Annotated in this window: 17 protein-coding genes; all 17 read right to left on the reverse strand. The window is 40.3% G+C overall.

The window, feature by feature from the left end:
• Positions 1 to 6: 6 nt before the first annotated feature.
• The 17 genes from HMPREF0381_RS14275 to HMPREF0381_RS00395 all read right to left on the reverse strand — a co-directional run bounded on the left by HMPREF0381_RS14275 (position 7) and on the right by HMPREF0381_RS00395 (position 14,129).
• The gene (locus HMPREF0381_RS14275; RefSeq protein WP_008749844.1) at positions 7 to 585 is read right to left on the reverse strand and encodes a LysM peptidoglycan-binding domain-containing protein; all 579 of its coding nucleotides are present in this window, start codon (positions 583 to 585) and stop codon (positions 7 to 9) included.
• On the reverse strand, positions 585 to 3,446 hold the full coding sequence (locus HMPREF0381_RS14280; RefSeq protein ID WP_008749845.1) for a phage tail protein: 2,862 nt from the start codon (positions 3,444 to 3,446) through the stop codon (positions 585 to 587). The genes HMPREF0381_RS14275 and HMPREF0381_RS14280 overlap by 1 nt, the downstream gene beginning before the upstream one ends.
• A gap of 155 nt (positions 3,447 to 3,601) precedes the next feature.
• Positions 3,602 to 3,895, reverse strand: coding sequence for a hypothetical protein (locus tag HMPREF0381_RS00330; RefSeq protein ID WP_008749846.1), 294 nt, complete (start codon positions 3,893 to 3,895; stop codon positions 3,602 to 3,604).
• 46 nt (positions 3,896 to 3,941) lie between these two features.
• Positions 3,942 to 4,349 (reverse strand): phage structural protein, encoded by a 408-nt coding sequence (locus HMPREF0381_RS00335; RefSeq protein WP_008749847.1) that lies wholly within the window; start codon positions 4,347 to 4,349, stop codon positions 3,942 to 3,944.
• Positions 4,350 to 4,359: 10 nt separating this feature from the next.
• The gene (locus HMPREF0381_RS14285; RefSeq protein ID WP_050784237.1) at positions 4,360 to 5,358 is read right to left on the reverse strand and encodes a DUF3383 family protein; all 999 of its coding nucleotides are present in this window, start codon (positions 5,356 to 5,358) and stop codon (positions 4,360 to 4,362) included.
• Positions 5,351 to 5,818: a phage neck terminator protein gene (locus tag HMPREF0381_RS00345; RefSeq protein ID WP_008749849.1), complete on the reverse strand. Its 468-nt coding sequence runs from the start codon at positions 5,816 to 5,818 to the stop codon at positions 5,351 to 5,353. Before HMPREF0381_RS00345 ends, HMPREF0381_RS14285 begins: the two co-directional genes overlap by 8 nt.
• Positions 5,811 to 6,173, reverse strand: coding sequence for a hypothetical protein (locus HMPREF0381_RS00350; protein ID WP_154647065.1), 363 nt, complete (start codon positions 6,171 to 6,173; stop codon positions 5,811 to 5,813). The genes HMPREF0381_RS00345 and HMPREF0381_RS00350 overlap by 8 nt, the downstream gene beginning before the upstream one ends.
• Positions 6,174 to 6,175: 2 nt before the next feature.
• Positions 6,176 to 6,676 carry a hypothetical protein gene (locus HMPREF0381_RS00355; protein WP_008749851.1) on the reverse strand — a complete coding sequence of 167 codons (501 nt, stop codon included), beginning with the start codon at positions 6,674 to 6,676 and terminating at the stop codon, positions 6,176 to 6,178.
• Positions 6,676 to 7,059, reverse strand: a complete 384-nt coding sequence (locus tag HMPREF0381_RS00360) for a head-tail connector protein (protein ID WP_008749852.1) — start codon at positions 7,057 to 7,059, stop codon at positions 6,676 to 6,678. The genes HMPREF0381_RS00355 and HMPREF0381_RS00360 overlap by 1 nt, the downstream gene beginning before the upstream one ends.
• A gap of 3 nt (positions 7,060 to 7,062) precedes the next feature.
• On the reverse strand, positions 7,063 to 7,263 hold the full coding sequence (locus HMPREF0381_RS00365; protein WP_008749853.1) for a hypothetical protein: 201 nt from the start codon (positions 7,261 to 7,263) through the stop codon (positions 7,063 to 7,065).
• 7 nt (positions 7,264 to 7,270) lie between these two features.
• Positions 7,271 to 8,245 carry a major capsid protein gene (locus tag HMPREF0381_RS00370; protein ID WP_008749854.1) on the reverse strand — a complete coding sequence of 325 codons (975 nt, stop codon included), beginning with the start codon at positions 8,243 to 8,245 and terminating at the stop codon, positions 7,271 to 7,273.
• Between the two features lie 14 nt (positions 8,246 to 8,259).
• Entirely contained in the window at positions 8,260 to 8,925 is a 666-nt protein-coding gene (locus tag HMPREF0381_RS14290) for a capsid assembly scaffolding protein Gp46 family protein (protein WP_008749855.1), read from the reverse strand.
• Between the two features lie 152 nt (positions 8,926 to 9,077).
• On the reverse strand, positions 9,078 to 9,245 hold the full coding sequence (locus HMPREF0381_RS14940) for a hypothetical protein (protein WP_008749856.1): 168 nt from the start codon (positions 9,243 to 9,245) through the stop codon (positions 9,078 to 9,080).
• A complete protein-coding gene (locus HMPREF0381_RS00380; protein ID WP_008749857.1) occupies positions 9,235 to 10,806 on the reverse strand; it encodes a phage minor head protein in 1,572 nt (523 codons plus the stop codon). Before HMPREF0381_RS00380 ends, HMPREF0381_RS14940 begins: the two co-directional genes overlap by 11 nt.
• The gene (locus tag HMPREF0381_RS00385; RefSeq protein ID WP_008749858.1) at positions 10,787 to 12,256 is read right to left on the reverse strand and encodes a phage portal protein; all 1,470 of its coding nucleotides are present in this window, start codon (positions 12,254 to 12,256) and stop codon (positions 10,787 to 10,789) included. The genes HMPREF0381_RS00380 and HMPREF0381_RS00385 overlap by 20 nt, the downstream gene beginning before the upstream one ends.
• Positions 12,257 to 12,379: 123 nt before the next feature.
• Complete coding sequence (locus tag HMPREF0381_RS00390; protein ID WP_154647107.1) at positions 12,380 to 13,654, reverse strand: PBSX family phage terminase large subunit; 1,275 nt, start codon at positions 13,652 to 13,654, stop codon at positions 12,380 to 12,382.
• The gene (locus HMPREF0381_RS00395; RefSeq protein ID WP_008749861.1) at positions 13,638 to 14,129 is read right to left on the reverse strand and encodes a terminase small subunit; all 492 of its coding nucleotides are present in this window, start codon (positions 14,127 to 14,129) and stop codon (positions 13,638 to 13,640) included. The genes HMPREF0381_RS00390 and HMPREF0381_RS00395 overlap by 17 nt, the downstream gene beginning before the upstream one ends.
• Positions 14,130 to 14,359: the final 230 nt, after the last annotated feature.

Genomic DNA, 14,359 nt, shown 5'->3' on the forward strand with positions numbered 1-14,359 from the left:
ATCCTCCTACGGAATCACCAATATCCAGCCGTCAAGTATCTTGTTCGGATCCTTTATCAAATCCTTATTAGCATCTACTATTTTGGGATACAAAGAGCCGTTACCGTAATAACTTTTAGCAATCTTCCACAGACAATCCCCTTTTTTTACAGTATACGTTCTCCTTTTGGGCGGTTCAGATTGAGTGTTGGTCGCCTCCTGTACCTGTTGTAACCCGACATCACCTGTAGTAGCGGTATAAGGGCTGGCCGCAATTCGTATCTCTGTAAGCTCCATAGTAAATTTTTCACCGTCTCTTATGCTCGCATCACTGTTGGACTTAAAAGCGGTTATAAGCATACTTGACAGGATATTCCTGCCGACGTATTTTACTATCTCCGCATTCTTCTTCATCTGCTCTATTCGGTGTCTGGTATTTTCCCACTCATCCCCGACTATATAACCTGAAATACTAAGAGTTATCGGACCTCTTTTTGCGTGATCGGAAAGAGGAATCCCGCTTTCAACAGGATGTGAACTTACTTCCACGCTTTGATTTACTTCTTCAGTCTCACAAAAAACATATAATCCGTTAATAAGTGCCATTATACCTCCACAGCTACAAGCCTTGTTCTTGACATACTCTCATAGCTTTCTTTAATAGACTCTTTAACCCATCTTTGTACTTTACGCTTATTGGAGTCGCTTGCACTTGCTCCGTTTAAATTAAGTACAAAGCTTGGAGAGTAATTATTACTTGTGCTTTGGCTTCTGCTTGTTACATTGCTTGTACTTATCCCTCTTACCGGTTCGGAAGCACTCTGCACAGTATTTGATACGGATTTAGCACTTTCGGCTACCTTAGGTTTTAAACTTTCAAGCCCCTTTATGAGTCCAAGGTCAAAAAATCTGGCACTTTTAACAGCCACCCTTGACGGAGAATGAATATCCAAAGACTTATTAACAGTCTGACTTACGCTGTTGGCAATATCTCTGGCCTTTTCCATTATAATGCCCTTTTTAGATGCCAATCCGTCTGCAAATCCTTGTCCTGCCATCTCACCCGAAGGTTTTAGATTAATATTGTTAAACGGCGGATTTACAGCTTTGGCGGCATTTGTTCCTGCCGAAGTGATAGAAGGTATTCCACTTGTCATGCCGGTGGCAAATGCGGTTGACGCACCTGTAGCACTTTGAGTCATAGCTGTGTCAAATGTGGATTGCTGACCTGCAAGAGATTGTGTAAATGTCATTCCGATATTTGCAGTAGAAGTATTAACCGCATTAGTATCCAGTACAAATGCACTTGATGCTGTAGCGGAGACTCCCTGCATTGCACTCGCAACAGTAGCTTCATTGGATTTGATACCGTTGGCAATACTGTTACAAGTCTTAGCACCCGTATCAGAAGCATCCTTACCGTCATCTCCACTAAACCACGACTTTACACCATCCATAATGCCCTTGCCTAAGCCCTTTATAGCACCCATAAGCATTTTCGGAAGATTGGTTATAATAGCAACAATCCCATTAAATAAGGCCTCTCCAAGCTGTGGCAAAGCTCCTATAATACCTGTTATCAAATGCCCTATTATCTCACCTGCTTTTTCACCAATCATCGGCATAGACTGTGCAATTCCGCTTATAAGCTGTCCCAAAATGTTAATTCCTGTAGATAAGATATTGGGAAGCATTAATACTACACCGTCAATGAATGATAGAACCGCACTATAAGCTCCTTGCACCATAGACGGAAGAGCCGGAGCAATTCCGTTTGCAATCTCCAAAATAAGCTGTGTACCTACAAAGAATAATTGAGATGCCATAGAAAATAAGCTTGATGCAAGCAAAGGGATAGCGGTAACTGCGGCATTTACTACAGACGGAATATTCTCTCTAACCAAACCTACCAATCCGTTCATAATTGTCATACCGCCGTTTATCACTCCGGGCAATAGTGTAGGTAATGCCTGTACAGCCTGATCAAGAGCTCCTCTTACTATAGGAGCAAACTCCACTACAGCATCCTTTAATCCTTCAATCACTGTAGGCAAAGCTTTAACCACATTTTGGACAACAGGCTTAACATTCTTTACAATAGCCGAAAAAGACTTTGTAAGATTTCCTGTCAATTTCTTAATATCGGCATCGGAATCTCCCAGACTTCCTACAAGTGTCTGCGCTGCCGCCTTAAAAAGCCCTATAGAACCCGATACCGTCTGATTGGCTTCTCTTTCAAAGTTTCCTGCATACTGTGAAGTTCTCTCAAAAAAGTACTTCATAGACAATTCCGCTTTTTCAGAGTTACTCATCTCATTCCACGTCTTTTTTAATCCTTGCGCCTGTGCATATGCTCCCAAAGTAGTAGCATTCATAGCTACTCCAAGGTTATCCATCATAGTATAGTTACCCTTAGCCGCACCCGTTACAGCTTCAAGTGCATCAGCCTGGTCTATACCCATAATAGAAGCCACATCTGCCGCTCTTTGCATTGCCTGCACAGATAAGTCTAATGACCTTTGTTGTTCAAGACCTGAACCTTGGAACAGTGAACCCATCTTATTTAAGTTCGCAAGGTAATCACTTTGAGATATACCCATAGTTGCATATGCTTTGGACGATATTGTGGCCAATGACTGAGTGGAGTCTATAAGATTTCCGGTACTTGGATCTATTTCCTGTATATTTGCATTAATGCTTGTAATCTTATTTCCAAGATTCTGAAAAACGGTCTCTGAACCTCCGACATTTTGCTCCATCTCACCGAACGCATTTACCGCCTTGGTGGCCAAACCGACAAATGCGCCACCTACTGCTGTAATACCTCCAAGAACAGCCTTACCTGCAATCTTGGCTAATGAAAGACCCGCACTTGCAGTCGCCTTTGCCAGCTTTTTGGCACCCGCAATTAATCCCTTAAAAGCGTTCTTGGGAAGTGCCTTAAGCCCTGAACCAAGTTTTTTTACACCCGATACAATCTTATTAAAAACATTCTTAGGGAGGTTTTTTATCCCTGTGCCAAGCCTTTTAAACCCGTTTACAACACCGTTTAGAGCCGCCCTCGGTAAAGATAAAATACCGCTTCTAAGTCTTGATATACCGCCTGTCACGGCCTGCCTTGCAGAATGAGCCAAAGAAACCATACCTTGCCTTATTCTTGAAACTGCATGACCGGGTAAAGCGGCCAAAGAAGACCTTACGCCTGAAAGTCTTTCTCTAAGACTTAAACTTTCTCTTGCAGTTTGTCTTATTGCATTATTTGTTTGTGTGATTCCACTGCCTGCTCCCTCCGCTATACTTGCGGAAGCCTCTGATGCCCCCTGCATAGCCGAGTCAAGTTCTCTGACAGAATTAGCCGCATTCAGTGCCTCATCATTAACACTGCTGATTTGACTGCTTGCCGTTTCAAGACCGCTTTCATTGGTCTCAAAAGTAATCCTTATAACATCTTCTCTAATTACAGCCAATCTGTCACCCCCTATCCTTTTTCATTAAACTTATATAATAGTCCAAAGCAAAATTTGCCTCGGAAACTTGGTTCGGTGTCATTTGATAGAAAACCGTATTAAAATCAAGTCCGCCGTCCAACACAAGCCTCCAGTAAGCCCAATTATCCTTTGCCCTACTTCTTAACCGGCTTTTCGACAGTCTTCTCTCGAAAGTGTCCTCTCATAACACCGGAAACAAAGTTAGTCACTTCCTGAAGTTCCTCCTGTGTCTCAAAATCATCAATGTCCACATCCTTCGGCTCAACAAGCCCCATTTTCAGTACATTTTCAGCCAACAACTTTGTGGATGTTTGTCCGGTCTCCAAAGTTGACTTGTCAACACAATTTAGCCAGTTTGATATGCCGCAAAACTGGGCTACATACTTTACTCCGTTGATCTCTTTATCTACCTGATAACTCTTAACCATTTATTCACCTTTTCCTTAATAAAAAGAGAACCTAAGCTCTCTTAAATTATCTATCCGTATAATCTAATACCTGTATTTCAAATTCTCTGTCTGCAAGCTTTTCACCGACCTTATTATCGGCAGGCTTCTTCATAAAAGCCTTAGAGCCTCCTGTCTTCTCATTTGTAGCCTTATTTACAACCCAGACAGAAAATATATCCGTAACATCTGCCATTCTTTTCAGTACCTTTAGCTGTGGACTTGTGGCCTGCACAGAAACTTTTATAGTACCGTTCCTCTTAGCACTCTCATTTATTACCACATCACCCTGAAAACCTGTTACAGCTTCGGCAAAATCATTGTCTGCGGAACACTCGATATTATCTTCTCCAAGCCCCGTAACAGCAAAAGTACCAAAAGCCCTTGAAGCAACCGTGATAGTCACATCGGAAGGATTATAATTTTTGATTTCCATATATTACCTCCTATATTGTAGCTGTACCGTTAATGGTAGCTGTATGTATAGCTCCTGCAAGGTCAAAACTGAACTTTCCAAGCTTATACACTCTGGCAGATCTGTCGGATGCGGAAGTATCACTTCTTCTTCCGAAATCAGTTTCATACATAGCAGTTTTATTCTCATCATGAGCAATCATTCCCTTGGTATCGGCTTCTTTGAGTACACTATTCGTTACACCTTCAAGCATACCTATACCGGAATCATCATAAGTTACCTTCTTGGAATTGTTAAGAAGCTTCTGTGCCTGGTAGGCTATATTAGATATAATCCAATCAAAAGCATCAACTATATCAAGGTACTCACCTGCCGCACTCTTGCCCTCTGTAGTGACTATATCTCCGGCCTTTCTTTGAATGGTATATCCGTACACATTTCCGCTCTTATTCTCATTATTGATAAGCTTCACATCTCCGTCAGTGATATCATCAGGAGCAACACCTTTAATCAGAACATTCTTATAAGTAAAAGAACCTGACTCATATCCTGCGGTAGCTCCGACCAAAGCCGCCGCCAAATCCTGACCTTTTGAATGGACCCCTACACAAGTTCTGTCAAGGCTCTCAAGGCCTGTCGCCTCTGAAATCTGCTTAATAACAGGGAAATAAATAAGAGAGTTTGTAGCCTCAACGGCCTTAGCCACCTCAGCAACAGTTGAATCCCCGTCACCAAGCAATGTTATAATCTGCCTTGCCTTCCCGACTAACTTAGGTATAACACTGACGGCTTTACCCGCAGTTTCAATTATTCCTATAGCGGCAGGCGGATTCTTTTGCATCTTCATAATCTGAAAAAGCTTATAGGCTCCTGAATCCTCGGCAAATCCTGCACCGATTAAGTCCTTTGACTCACTATATTCCTTAAAATCCTTTTCCCTTGTAGACTTTGAAACCACTATGCAAGGTACTCCGCTGCCTATAGAGCCTACAGCCCCCGTAAGACTGATATTTACATTAATATCAAGCATGTAAATCATTCCTTTCTACTTCAAATTTATCAATATTTTCAACATTACCCTCAAGGTAATTCATAACATTAAGCACACAATCAAATCCTTTTCTATACTCATATTCGATGGTGAGCATATTGTCACGATTACTTATACCGCTTATTTCCGTTATACTTATATTCTTATCCTTCAGATATACCGCACTTTCAAACCAATCATGTAACTTCTGACAAAGCTCAAAGCATTCATTATCGTTATCGCTGTTTATGGTAAATGAGTACTTTACCTCTACAGGCTTATACCTGTTTTTACCGTCATCACTGTAAGTCCTGCTCTTATAGTCGATTGCGGTTACAGTAAAACTTACAAAAGGGTACTTAGGTATATGGCTCGTGATATTGGACTTCACACATATAAGATTTAATTCATTTTGTATGCCCTCACAAATAATCCTGTTGTAAGAATTTAAGTCAAACATTAAAACTGCTTACCCTCCTTAGTGTATAGCTGTTAAAGTCTGCATAGTCTTCACCATATAAGTAACTCTCCTCAACCTTAAAGCTGTTTCCGTTATGTTCCACATAAAAAGTACCGCTTTCAAGATTGATAATGTCTTTATCCTTTACAATAAACATATGTCTGTCGGAGCTTGTAAGCCTTCCGCCGCTCTCATATATTGCCCTGCTTGTCATTGTAATTATAGCGGCTCTTATATCTCTTGACAGCTTTTCACCCTTTGTATATTCACCGGCTATATAGCTACCTTGTGTGAATGTTATAAGCTTACATGGTACTTCATATTTAGAAATTAAATCAGAAAAAATAAACTCCATAATCATTTACCTACAATTCTGTGGGATATTGCCCCTATCATAGACCCTGTATCATTTAGAGGATTACTTCCCCCGTGTTGTCTATGTTCAATCGTATAAGGATGTAGAGGCGGTTCTACCTGATTTGTGGCATACTCTTTTATTTTACCCTCAAGATTAGTCCCAAGTGCGTGAAGAATAGTGTCAGCATCAACATTACCGGTTATCATTGAACTTATAAAGTCTGTATACACTGATAACACCTCATCTTTGCCCTTATCATAGCCATTCCTTAAAAAAGCTCTTTCAGGAATAGTTATTGTTGTTGTGGAGGGCTTTAATGCAAGCCCGTTGGCTTTTAAATAGGCCCTCATTTTAGGCGTTACCTGTATAATGCACCCGTATTCATGTATATGAGCAAGCCACGCCTGTTCGCCACCGAATACGCCTACCTCTATAGCTTTATTTCCAAGCTCCTTAAAAGACTCTCTAATCTTAGGTATATCGTCTCTGGTAGTAGCCATTACTTCCACCTCGAATAACTTCCAAAAGATTTAGCCTTTCCTTTGATGAGATGCTTTCCTAACAGTTCTTTTGCTATCTGCCATAATCCTGTAGTTCCATTTACAAAACTCTCATAGCTCTTAGACATACCGCCTATACTCTCACTTGTGACATTACTTCCGCTTAATGCACCGCTCTTTAGCATAGATATGAACTTGATAATAAAGAGTTTGGCAGAATGTGGAAGATTACTTATATCCTCCACACTTACATCCTCGCCAAAAGAAAAATCGGTATTATCTCTTAACCAATCAATTGCGCTAAAAAAATACAGCACATCATCAACACTGACTGAATTTGCTGTAAATCCCATAGTTATTAAGTTTTCTTCCGTCAGTGTCATATGCTACTCCTTGCCTTTTACCGCCTTTTTTGGTTTGCTGTCTTCAGTAGTTTCATCCTCTGTAACAGTTTCTGTTTCCGACTCTGTAACAGTTTCTGTTTCCGACTCTGTAGCCGGCTCTTCTACCGCTTTTTTGTCAACTTCTTCCATCTCTCTTTGCCTTGCAAGTAATCTTCTTCTTTGTTCAAAAAAAGTTAAACCCATAAATCACCTACGCAATCTTATGTCTGAGACAAACAATAGGAATATTCTTAAGGTCGGCTACAACCTTCCAGTTAGTTGCAGTCTCAAGGTCGGTATTTGCCGCGTAAGCGGTAGTGAAGTTACCGGTAAAACTTACTCCGTTCGGATGTAATACAAATGCTTTTCTGTTTACCAGCACATCCTTGGATGCCAAAATATCTCTATCCGTTTCAGTGCCTATAAGTCCTATAGGTGTTCCTTCCTGCCTTGCAAATGCTCCCTGACCTACAAACATAGTATCATATACACCCGCATTTACCGGCATTGTATCATCTACAATAATTCTATAACCCAGATAATACTCAATCTCAACCTTCAAATCCGAATCATACTGTGTGGTAATATCCTGATTCTTCTGAAGCTTTGTATATGTTGCTGAATGCATTACAACAATTCCAAGCTTATTGGCCGCATCACCCATCAACTGCTTGGTATCAAGGGCGGCATTAACACCTATTACGGCATTTGCACCGCTTAAGGCACTGATATCATGCAGATGCTCTGTTGCTAAAGCTCCACCTGTAGCAAAAAGGCCCTTAAGAACACTTAAGAATATAGCCTGTTCCCTCTCAATCCACCAATCGGCTAAATAATTTCCGATAGCCGCCATAGGGTCGGAGCCGCCTTTTACCTTAGCAAGGTCCGTAGCTGACCAAGCCTTCTGTCTAATCAAAAGAGTTGCTCTCTCATTGGCTGTCTTTATACCGTCAGGAATCATTGTATCCTCACCGAAAATCTCATCATCACCTGTTAAAGGCTTGTAAGAAGGCATCTGGATCATATTTCCGCCAAGCGGTGTCCCGTTTATAAGTCCTGCAACTCTTTCATCCGGTACAGCAATGCCTGACTTAACTAACGCTGATACCTTGGTAGTTTTTTCATTGACATACGCTGTAAACTTCTCCGGTACAATAACCATATCTGCAAATTTTGTTCCCGCCATAAATTTATTCCTTTCTATGCATTAGCAGCGGCTCTTAATACCTTTGCTCTTTCCGGGTCTGCCGCCTCAATTTCAAACTGTTTTGTCATGTTAAAGCTTTCCTTTTTCCAAGGATTGTAATCCTCACCGCTTCCGCTACCCTTGTGAATATCTCTTCCCGATTCCTTGAAGCGCTCTTCAACTTTCTCCTTTACAAGCTTTTCAATAAGCAATGAAAAAGCACCAACACGCTTTTTAGTCTCCTCTTCATCAGAACCAAGAACCAACTGTACAATATCATCACTGTTATCAAGTCCCTTAGACTTAAGCTCTTGAGTCGCAACATATTTACATTGCATCAATGCAAACTCACGCTCTTTCTTTTCCAAAGCTCTACGCTTCTCTTCATCCTCAAGCTTACGCTTCTCATCTTCAGACAGTTTGTCGTTCTTAAGCTTGTCATATTCAGCCTTAAGAGCATCATATTCAGCCTTTTTAGCATTACCCACACGATTCGCTTCCCTATCTTTCTCAGACTGTAAAAGCTTTTGGACATATGCCTTTGTCTTATCATCTAATCCGTCAAGCGGATCCGCTTCCTGCTCATTATCTTCAAGTCCGAATTTCTCAAGTAACTCTTTGTACTCTTCACTTGTGATAACACCGTCAGCAAGCATCTTCTTTAACTTCTCTAAATTCATAAATTATCCTTTCGAGGCTCACATTTTAATAAGCCACTTATATTTGTGGAGTGCAATCTCTTATCCCACCTTACGGAGTCTTAAAGCATTGCCCACCAATTTATTGCAACAAAAAAGCACCCTGGTTTGTTTAGGTGCTTAGAGTTTTTCAATTATTGAAAACCAAAATAGTTTTCATCTATTTTTCTATCTATCTCATCAAATTTTTCCTTAGCCAATATTGCCTCTATTGGTGCATCATCTCTTAGATGCGCATTTTCAAACCAAGGCTCAAATATTGAAATCAACTTTTTTTCTTCTTCTGTATACCTACGAACCATTCTTCAACCTCAGCTCTCCTATTTGTTTCTTAGTGTACCATTCTGCTTCTACTTCATCAAACTTGCCTATTGCAAAAGACCTTTCGGCATAATCTGATATCTCTTTTACATTATATCTGTTGATACCTATTTTTTCAACATTCTTCCTGCACTTTTTTCTGAGTTTTCCTATATATTTGGCGTAATTATTCTCTGTAATCTCATAGCCATTTTTTCTAAAATCATATGCTTGCTTCATATGCCACATCTCATGAAATTCAGTATATTTTCTTGGAATAAAAGCATTGTCGAGTATATCTGGAGTGTAATACACTGTATTTGTAAAAGCATTATAAGCCCCCCACGCATTGGGGAATTCTGAACTATGTAATACAACTATTGTAGGCTTCTCGCTCAACGGTATACCATAAGCCTTAATAGCCGCCTCAGTATTTTTATTTATAGTATATAAAGCTTTTGGTTTTATACTAACTTTATCAGATATATATACCGGAGTAGGATATGTTTCAATTTTTCTAGCTGATGTTATTCCTATTTTACCTATATTAAAATTTCTAATTTCTCCCCTATCAATACTTCTATACTCTTGCAGTTTATCATTTGAATTTGTAGATGCTTTCCTCACCTCATAGCTTACAAAGCACCTACAGTTTATATCTTCACCTGCAACTCCGCTCATCCCCGGACTCATTGTAGTAGCTCCTGAAGGAAGGGTAAATGGCTCATTGACCGGTACGCTCTGACCTTCCATCTTCACATGGTTGTATTTACTGTTACCGATAGAGTATTTCCAACCTTTTTTGGTCTTCCTTGATATATTGGGTCGCACTCGCTCATCTTTCATGGTATGCCAAGTTTTTACCATCACAAAGCCTTCAGGTTCTAATCTATTATGCAATTCTTTAGCTGCATCCTGATTGCCTTGTTCCCTTACTCTATGAGCTTCAGTCCTGACAATCCTTATAGACTTGGCATAGCTTCCGCCTGCACCGTCATCACCTATCAAAGTCTTTTGTACTCTCTTGGCCATAGTGTCATACCTGTCACCAACTGAAAGCCCTATGCCGACAGCTTGCTGTATACCATAGATTATATTTGCCCTATTTTTCTCAAGCTGTGCCGATAAGGTAAGTCCATGTACAGGATTATTTACTGCGGCTCTTAGAGCTTGCGGCTTAGCTGATTGGACCTGTGCAAAAGTTGCGACCAAATCCTTGTCATCTACAGCCTTATCAACAGCCTGCACCATGCCGCTATACGCATTTGAATAAGTCTGTTCTACCAACTCGGTTATAAGCTTTTTCTCTGCCTGAGTAACATCATTCATCTTTGAGGCTACTTCCTGTAGCAGTCTTGCATTCAACGCATCTTTATGAAGTCTTGCATATGTCAAAAGCCCGTTCTCATCAGAGTACTTTGCATATACCGTGCCAAGATGTGACTGCAAGTCCTTTATAAGCCTCTTATACAGTTTCTTTAGTTGATTAACCGCCTTTTCTTCCCTGTGTTCCTCAATACGTCTCACAGTATGAAGAAACTTATCAAGATTCGTCGTCTCCATTATCGTCCTCTAAGTCATCTGCATTCTCATCCTTATCATCATCAGGAGTGAACATATCCACCGCATCCTGCTTCTTTTTTTCTTTAAGTTCCATCAGATAATCAATATCATCTACAAAGCTTAAGTAATTATAAGCAATCTCATCCGGCACACCTGCATTGATAAGAGCCTGAACCGCATTAGCTTCACTTGCAACATCAACCGGGAAGTTTCTCTTATATTCTGAATAGCACTGTAAATAATCAAATGCTATTCCTCTCTTGTTAAATGCCGAACCTATCACCTTAAACATATAGGTATCGGCTCCGCTTATCTTGGCTTCGAATGCACCGCACTTTGCTTCAAATGCAGTAAGCTTGAATTTTAGCGATATTCCGGAAGCACTTCCAAAACTCTGATCATTAAGATTAGGAGTTTTGGAAAACCTGTATATATTCCTCTCTAATCTGTCTAAATGATGTTCATTAAATCCGTCATTTATATCTTTAGTAAGATAATAAACACTGTGTGTACTGCCCTGAAGTACAGGCGGAATAAGAATGGATCCGCTTACTTTAGATTTTATAATCTCCTCATCCGATATATCCACTCCGTCAAATACTTGCTGTGCCTGTGTATTGCCTTCCGCGTCATTTGCATTGTCCGATACTGTCTGATCATACTCGTCAATAAGAGTAAGTACCCTTTCGGCACTGCTCATCATCTCCCCGTTTAGCGGTATAAGCTGAAGCGGACAATAATCAAATAGATGAGCTTCCGCCTTTATAAACTGAAAAGCTCCCGGAGTCCCCTCAAAATAATAAATACTTTTAGCATCATAACCTTCAGCTTTCCATTTCTCGACCCCGTCTATATCCGTATAGCTATAATACCTTACCGCGTAGCTTGGACTTTGTACCTTGTCCTTACTCACCACAAAACACTCAAAAGGCGGTACAACCATGCAAGACTCTTCACCATCTTTGTTGATATAAAAAAGGCGACCCGCATATCCGCACACCGACGCATACTTGGTCACCTCTTGATTTAGGTCATAAAAATTATTGCTTGTTATAAAATCAGTTAAACACTTCTGAGCTTCACTAACGCCGTCCTCTCCACCTGTTTCTTCCAGTGAATCATTATCTGTGGCATAACTATATGCGGCCGCCTTTCCGGCAAAATATCCAATCATAACATCATTTATCTCACCAAAGAAATCATGGTTAAGTCTGTTGTTTAATTGCTTGCCGCCTAATGCTTCCAAATCCCTATCTATGAACCTTGGCTCCCGTCCAAATATAGGTACTTTATCTTCATAGCACTTATATCTCTCGTACAAGTTCTTTGTATGCAAGCGGTTTGTTGCATGCCTTGCCGTAAGTTTGCTGATAAGCTCCTCTGTTATTCCTTCCCTGTCAAGCGCATCTATAAACCCTGTAAAATCAGGATAGTCCTCATCTCTTTTCATTTTTTACCTCCTTCCTGTTTTTTAGCTTTGTATCATAAAATACTTTACCGTTCGGTAATATTGTAAGTCCGCATTTATGGCAAACCCGTACATCTCCGTGTTTAACAAAACAATGGCGGCACATTATAATCTCCTTCCTGCTACAGCCTTACTCTTAAATGAAAGTGGCTCCAGTGCATATCTCATAGCATCTATAAGGTGGTTAAAATCATCAATAGGCTTATTTATCTTCTCACCCGTTTTCTTATCGGTGTCCCACGTGTAGTTGCTTATTTCAGTTATAAAATTCACGCATTTGGGATGAATAATTATGTGATACCCTTGAATAAAGTCAATTCCGTTTCTAATACTGTCGGGACCTTTGATAGCAGGAGTTACCCTTTGCAATCCCAAATGCCTTAATCTGTCTATACTCTTTTTCTCCGCACTGTCGGCTCTTATACGCTCTTTGGCATATCCCATCTTAGTAACCTCGTCAGCTATCGCCTCATTGCTCATGCCCTTCTTATACATCTCATCAAATACCCAAATAGTCTTGCTCTTTGTATCTACAAGACCACAGAACAAGGCGCTTGGATCGTTTGTATATCCAAAGTCAAGCCCAAATACGGACTGAATTGTTGATATCTTCTTAACTTCGCCTATATCAAAGGCTTTCTCTTCCCAGTTTTCATATACAAGGCCTTCGACAATTCCCCACTCACCAAGACCTGCAACCTGATACCTTCGTGGGTTATTCTTTTTCATTGACTCAAATACCTTCAAATCAGCTTTATCTAACCACTCATTGCAAAGATAATTTGTAGTCATTGCCAGAACTTCATCATCCGGAGTATCAAAGAACCTTTTCTTTATCCAGTGATGCTCATTCCAAGGATTCAGTGTTATTGTTATCTGCTTAAACAGTTTTACGTCTTTGGGTATGGCACCTCTTATAGACTCATCAAGCATATTGAAGTCGTTTTCATTTGATATCTCATATGCCTCCTCAAGCCACATCCAACAAAGGTATCCTTGTTCTACTGTAATTGATGTAATCTTAAGCGGATCATCTAATCCTCTGAAATATATCTTTTGTCCAGTCGGTATGTAAGTCATCTCAAGCGGTGATTCTTTCTCTTCCCAATGGTTTTCAACCTTCAGTCTCCTTATCGCCCATTTAAGCTCTGTAAAGCAACTGTCCTTTAAAGTTCTGAATACCTTTCGAACCACAAGCAAATTGGCCTGTGGATACTTCATAATTGCCCATATGTACCACAGTGCCGTTGTCTTGGACTTCTTACTGGCACGACTACCCTTGCAGACTCTATATCTGCCTTTATACCGCCAATATGTGCCATATCCTCTGCCTACCACCTCGGGCAGTTGAATATTAACAGAATCAGTCTTCAAGAGCATCATCCCCGGATATAATTACAGGCACATTAGCAGTAATATCCAACTTGTCTTTAAACATACCTAAATGCTTACCTAAAAGCTCCAATGCTCTCACTTTGTCTGCCAGCTTTATTTCCCTCTCTTCCATGCTTCCCTTATCACCATCCATGATTTTAACCTTTACAGATTGGATACAGGCACGGTCATCATCGGTTGCCGTTGGCTTAACTGTTGCATCTCTGTCGTCAATTACATCTGCGGCGTTTACAAATGCAATTTTTGCCAGCTCACGAACCACCCTGTCTTGATTTACACCTGTGCGCTTGGATCTCTCTGCCAGCTTCTTGTTAATTTCTGCTAAAATGTTGAGTTTTGCTAAGTTTTGTGAAGCTATATCTTTTGCTGTGTGTGGAGAATAACCGGCTCTAATGGCAGCCTGAGTGGCATTCAGGTCAATTATATACTCATCACAAAATCTTTTTTGTTTTTCAGTCATTCAGACTACCTCCTTTCTAAAATTTTGCACCAAAAAAGACAGCCGTTAAGCTGCCTCTCAAGAAGAAAAATATTTAGTAGACTATCCTTTAACTTTTGGGGCAGGGAAACATCAATAAAAGCCTGCCCCGATACCATACATTAAAGGAGGATTATGAAAAAGTATACTTGCTTTAAACTTTTCACACATACACTATATCATATCCCCATTTTTACTTTTATACATTTTTT

The organism is Lachnoanaerobaculum saburreum DSM 3986, assembly GCF_000185385.1.
In the GTDB taxonomy this organism is placed as follows: Bacteria; Bacillota; Clostridia; order Lachnospirales; family Lachnospiraceae; genus Lachnoanaerobaculum; species Lachnoanaerobaculum saburreum.

What these genes read in the sequence shown, in the direction of transcription:
- HMPREF0381_RS14275 (WP_008749844.1), bottom strand. Translation starts at nt 585, where the DNA reads ATGGCACTTATTAACGGATTATATGTTTTTTGTGAGACTGAAGAAGTA.
- HMPREF0381_RS00330 (WP_008749846.1), bottom strand. Translation starts at nt 3,895, where the DNA reads ATGGTTAAGAGTTATCAGGTAGATAAAGAGATCAACGGAGTAAAGTAT.
- HMPREF0381_RS00335 (WP_008749847.1), bottom strand. Translation starts at nt 4,349, where the DNA reads ATGGAAATCAAAAATTATAATCCTTCCGATGTGACTATCACGGTTGCT.
- HMPREF0381_RS14285 (WP_050784237.1), bottom strand. Translation starts at nt 5,358, where the DNA reads ATGCTTGATATTAATGTAAATATCAGTCTTACGGGGGCTGTAGGCTCT.
- HMPREF0381_RS00345 (WP_008749849.1), bottom strand. Translation starts at nt 5,818, where the DNA reads ATGTTTGACTTAAATTCTTACAACAGGATTATTTGTGAGGGCATACAA.
- HMPREF0381_RS00350 (WP_154647065.1), bottom strand. Translation starts at nt 6,173, where the DNA reads ATGGAGTTTATTTTTTCTGATTTAATTTCTAAATATGAAGTACCATGT.
- HMPREF0381_RS00355 (WP_008749851.1), bottom strand. Translation starts at nt 6,676, where the DNA reads ATGGCTACTACCAGAGACGATATACCTAAGATTAGAGAGTCTTTTAAG.
- HMPREF0381_RS00360 (WP_008749852.1), bottom strand. Translation starts at nt 7,059, where the DNA reads ATGACACTGACGGAAGAAAACTTAATAACTATGGGATTTACAGCAAAT.
- HMPREF0381_RS00365 (WP_008749853.1), bottom strand. Translation starts at nt 7,263, where the DNA reads ATGGGTTTAACTTTTTTTGAACAAAGAAGAAGATTACTTGCAAGGCAA.
- HMPREF0381_RS00370 (WP_008749854.1), bottom strand. Translation starts at nt 8,245, where the DNA reads ATGGCGGGAACAAAATTTGCAGATATGGTTATTGTACCGGAGAAGTTT.
- HMPREF0381_RS14290 (WP_008749855.1), bottom strand. Translation starts at nt 8,925, where the DNA reads ATGAATTTAGAGAAGTTAAAGAAGATGCTTGCTGACGGTGTTATCACA.
- HMPREF0381_RS14940 (WP_008749856.1), bottom strand. Translation starts at nt 9,245, where the DNA reads ATGGTTCGTAGGTATACAGAAGAAGAAAAAAAGTTGATTTCAATATTT.
- HMPREF0381_RS00380 (WP_008749857.1), bottom strand. Translation starts at nt 10,806, where the DNA reads ATGGAGACGACGAATCTTGATAAGTTTCTTCATACTGTGAGACGTATT.
- HMPREF0381_RS00385 (WP_008749858.1), bottom strand. Translation starts at nt 12,256, where the DNA reads ATGAAAAGAGATGAGGACTATCCTGATTTTACAGGGTTTATAGATGCG.
- HMPREF0381_RS00390 (WP_154647107.1), bottom strand. Translation starts at nt 13,654, where the DNA reads ATGCTCTTGAAGACTGATTCTGTTAATATTCAACTGCCCGAGGTGGTA.
- HMPREF0381_RS00395 (WP_008749861.1), bottom strand. Translation starts at nt 14,129, where the DNA reads ATGACTGAAAAACAAAAAAGATTTTGTGATGAGTATATAATTGACCTG.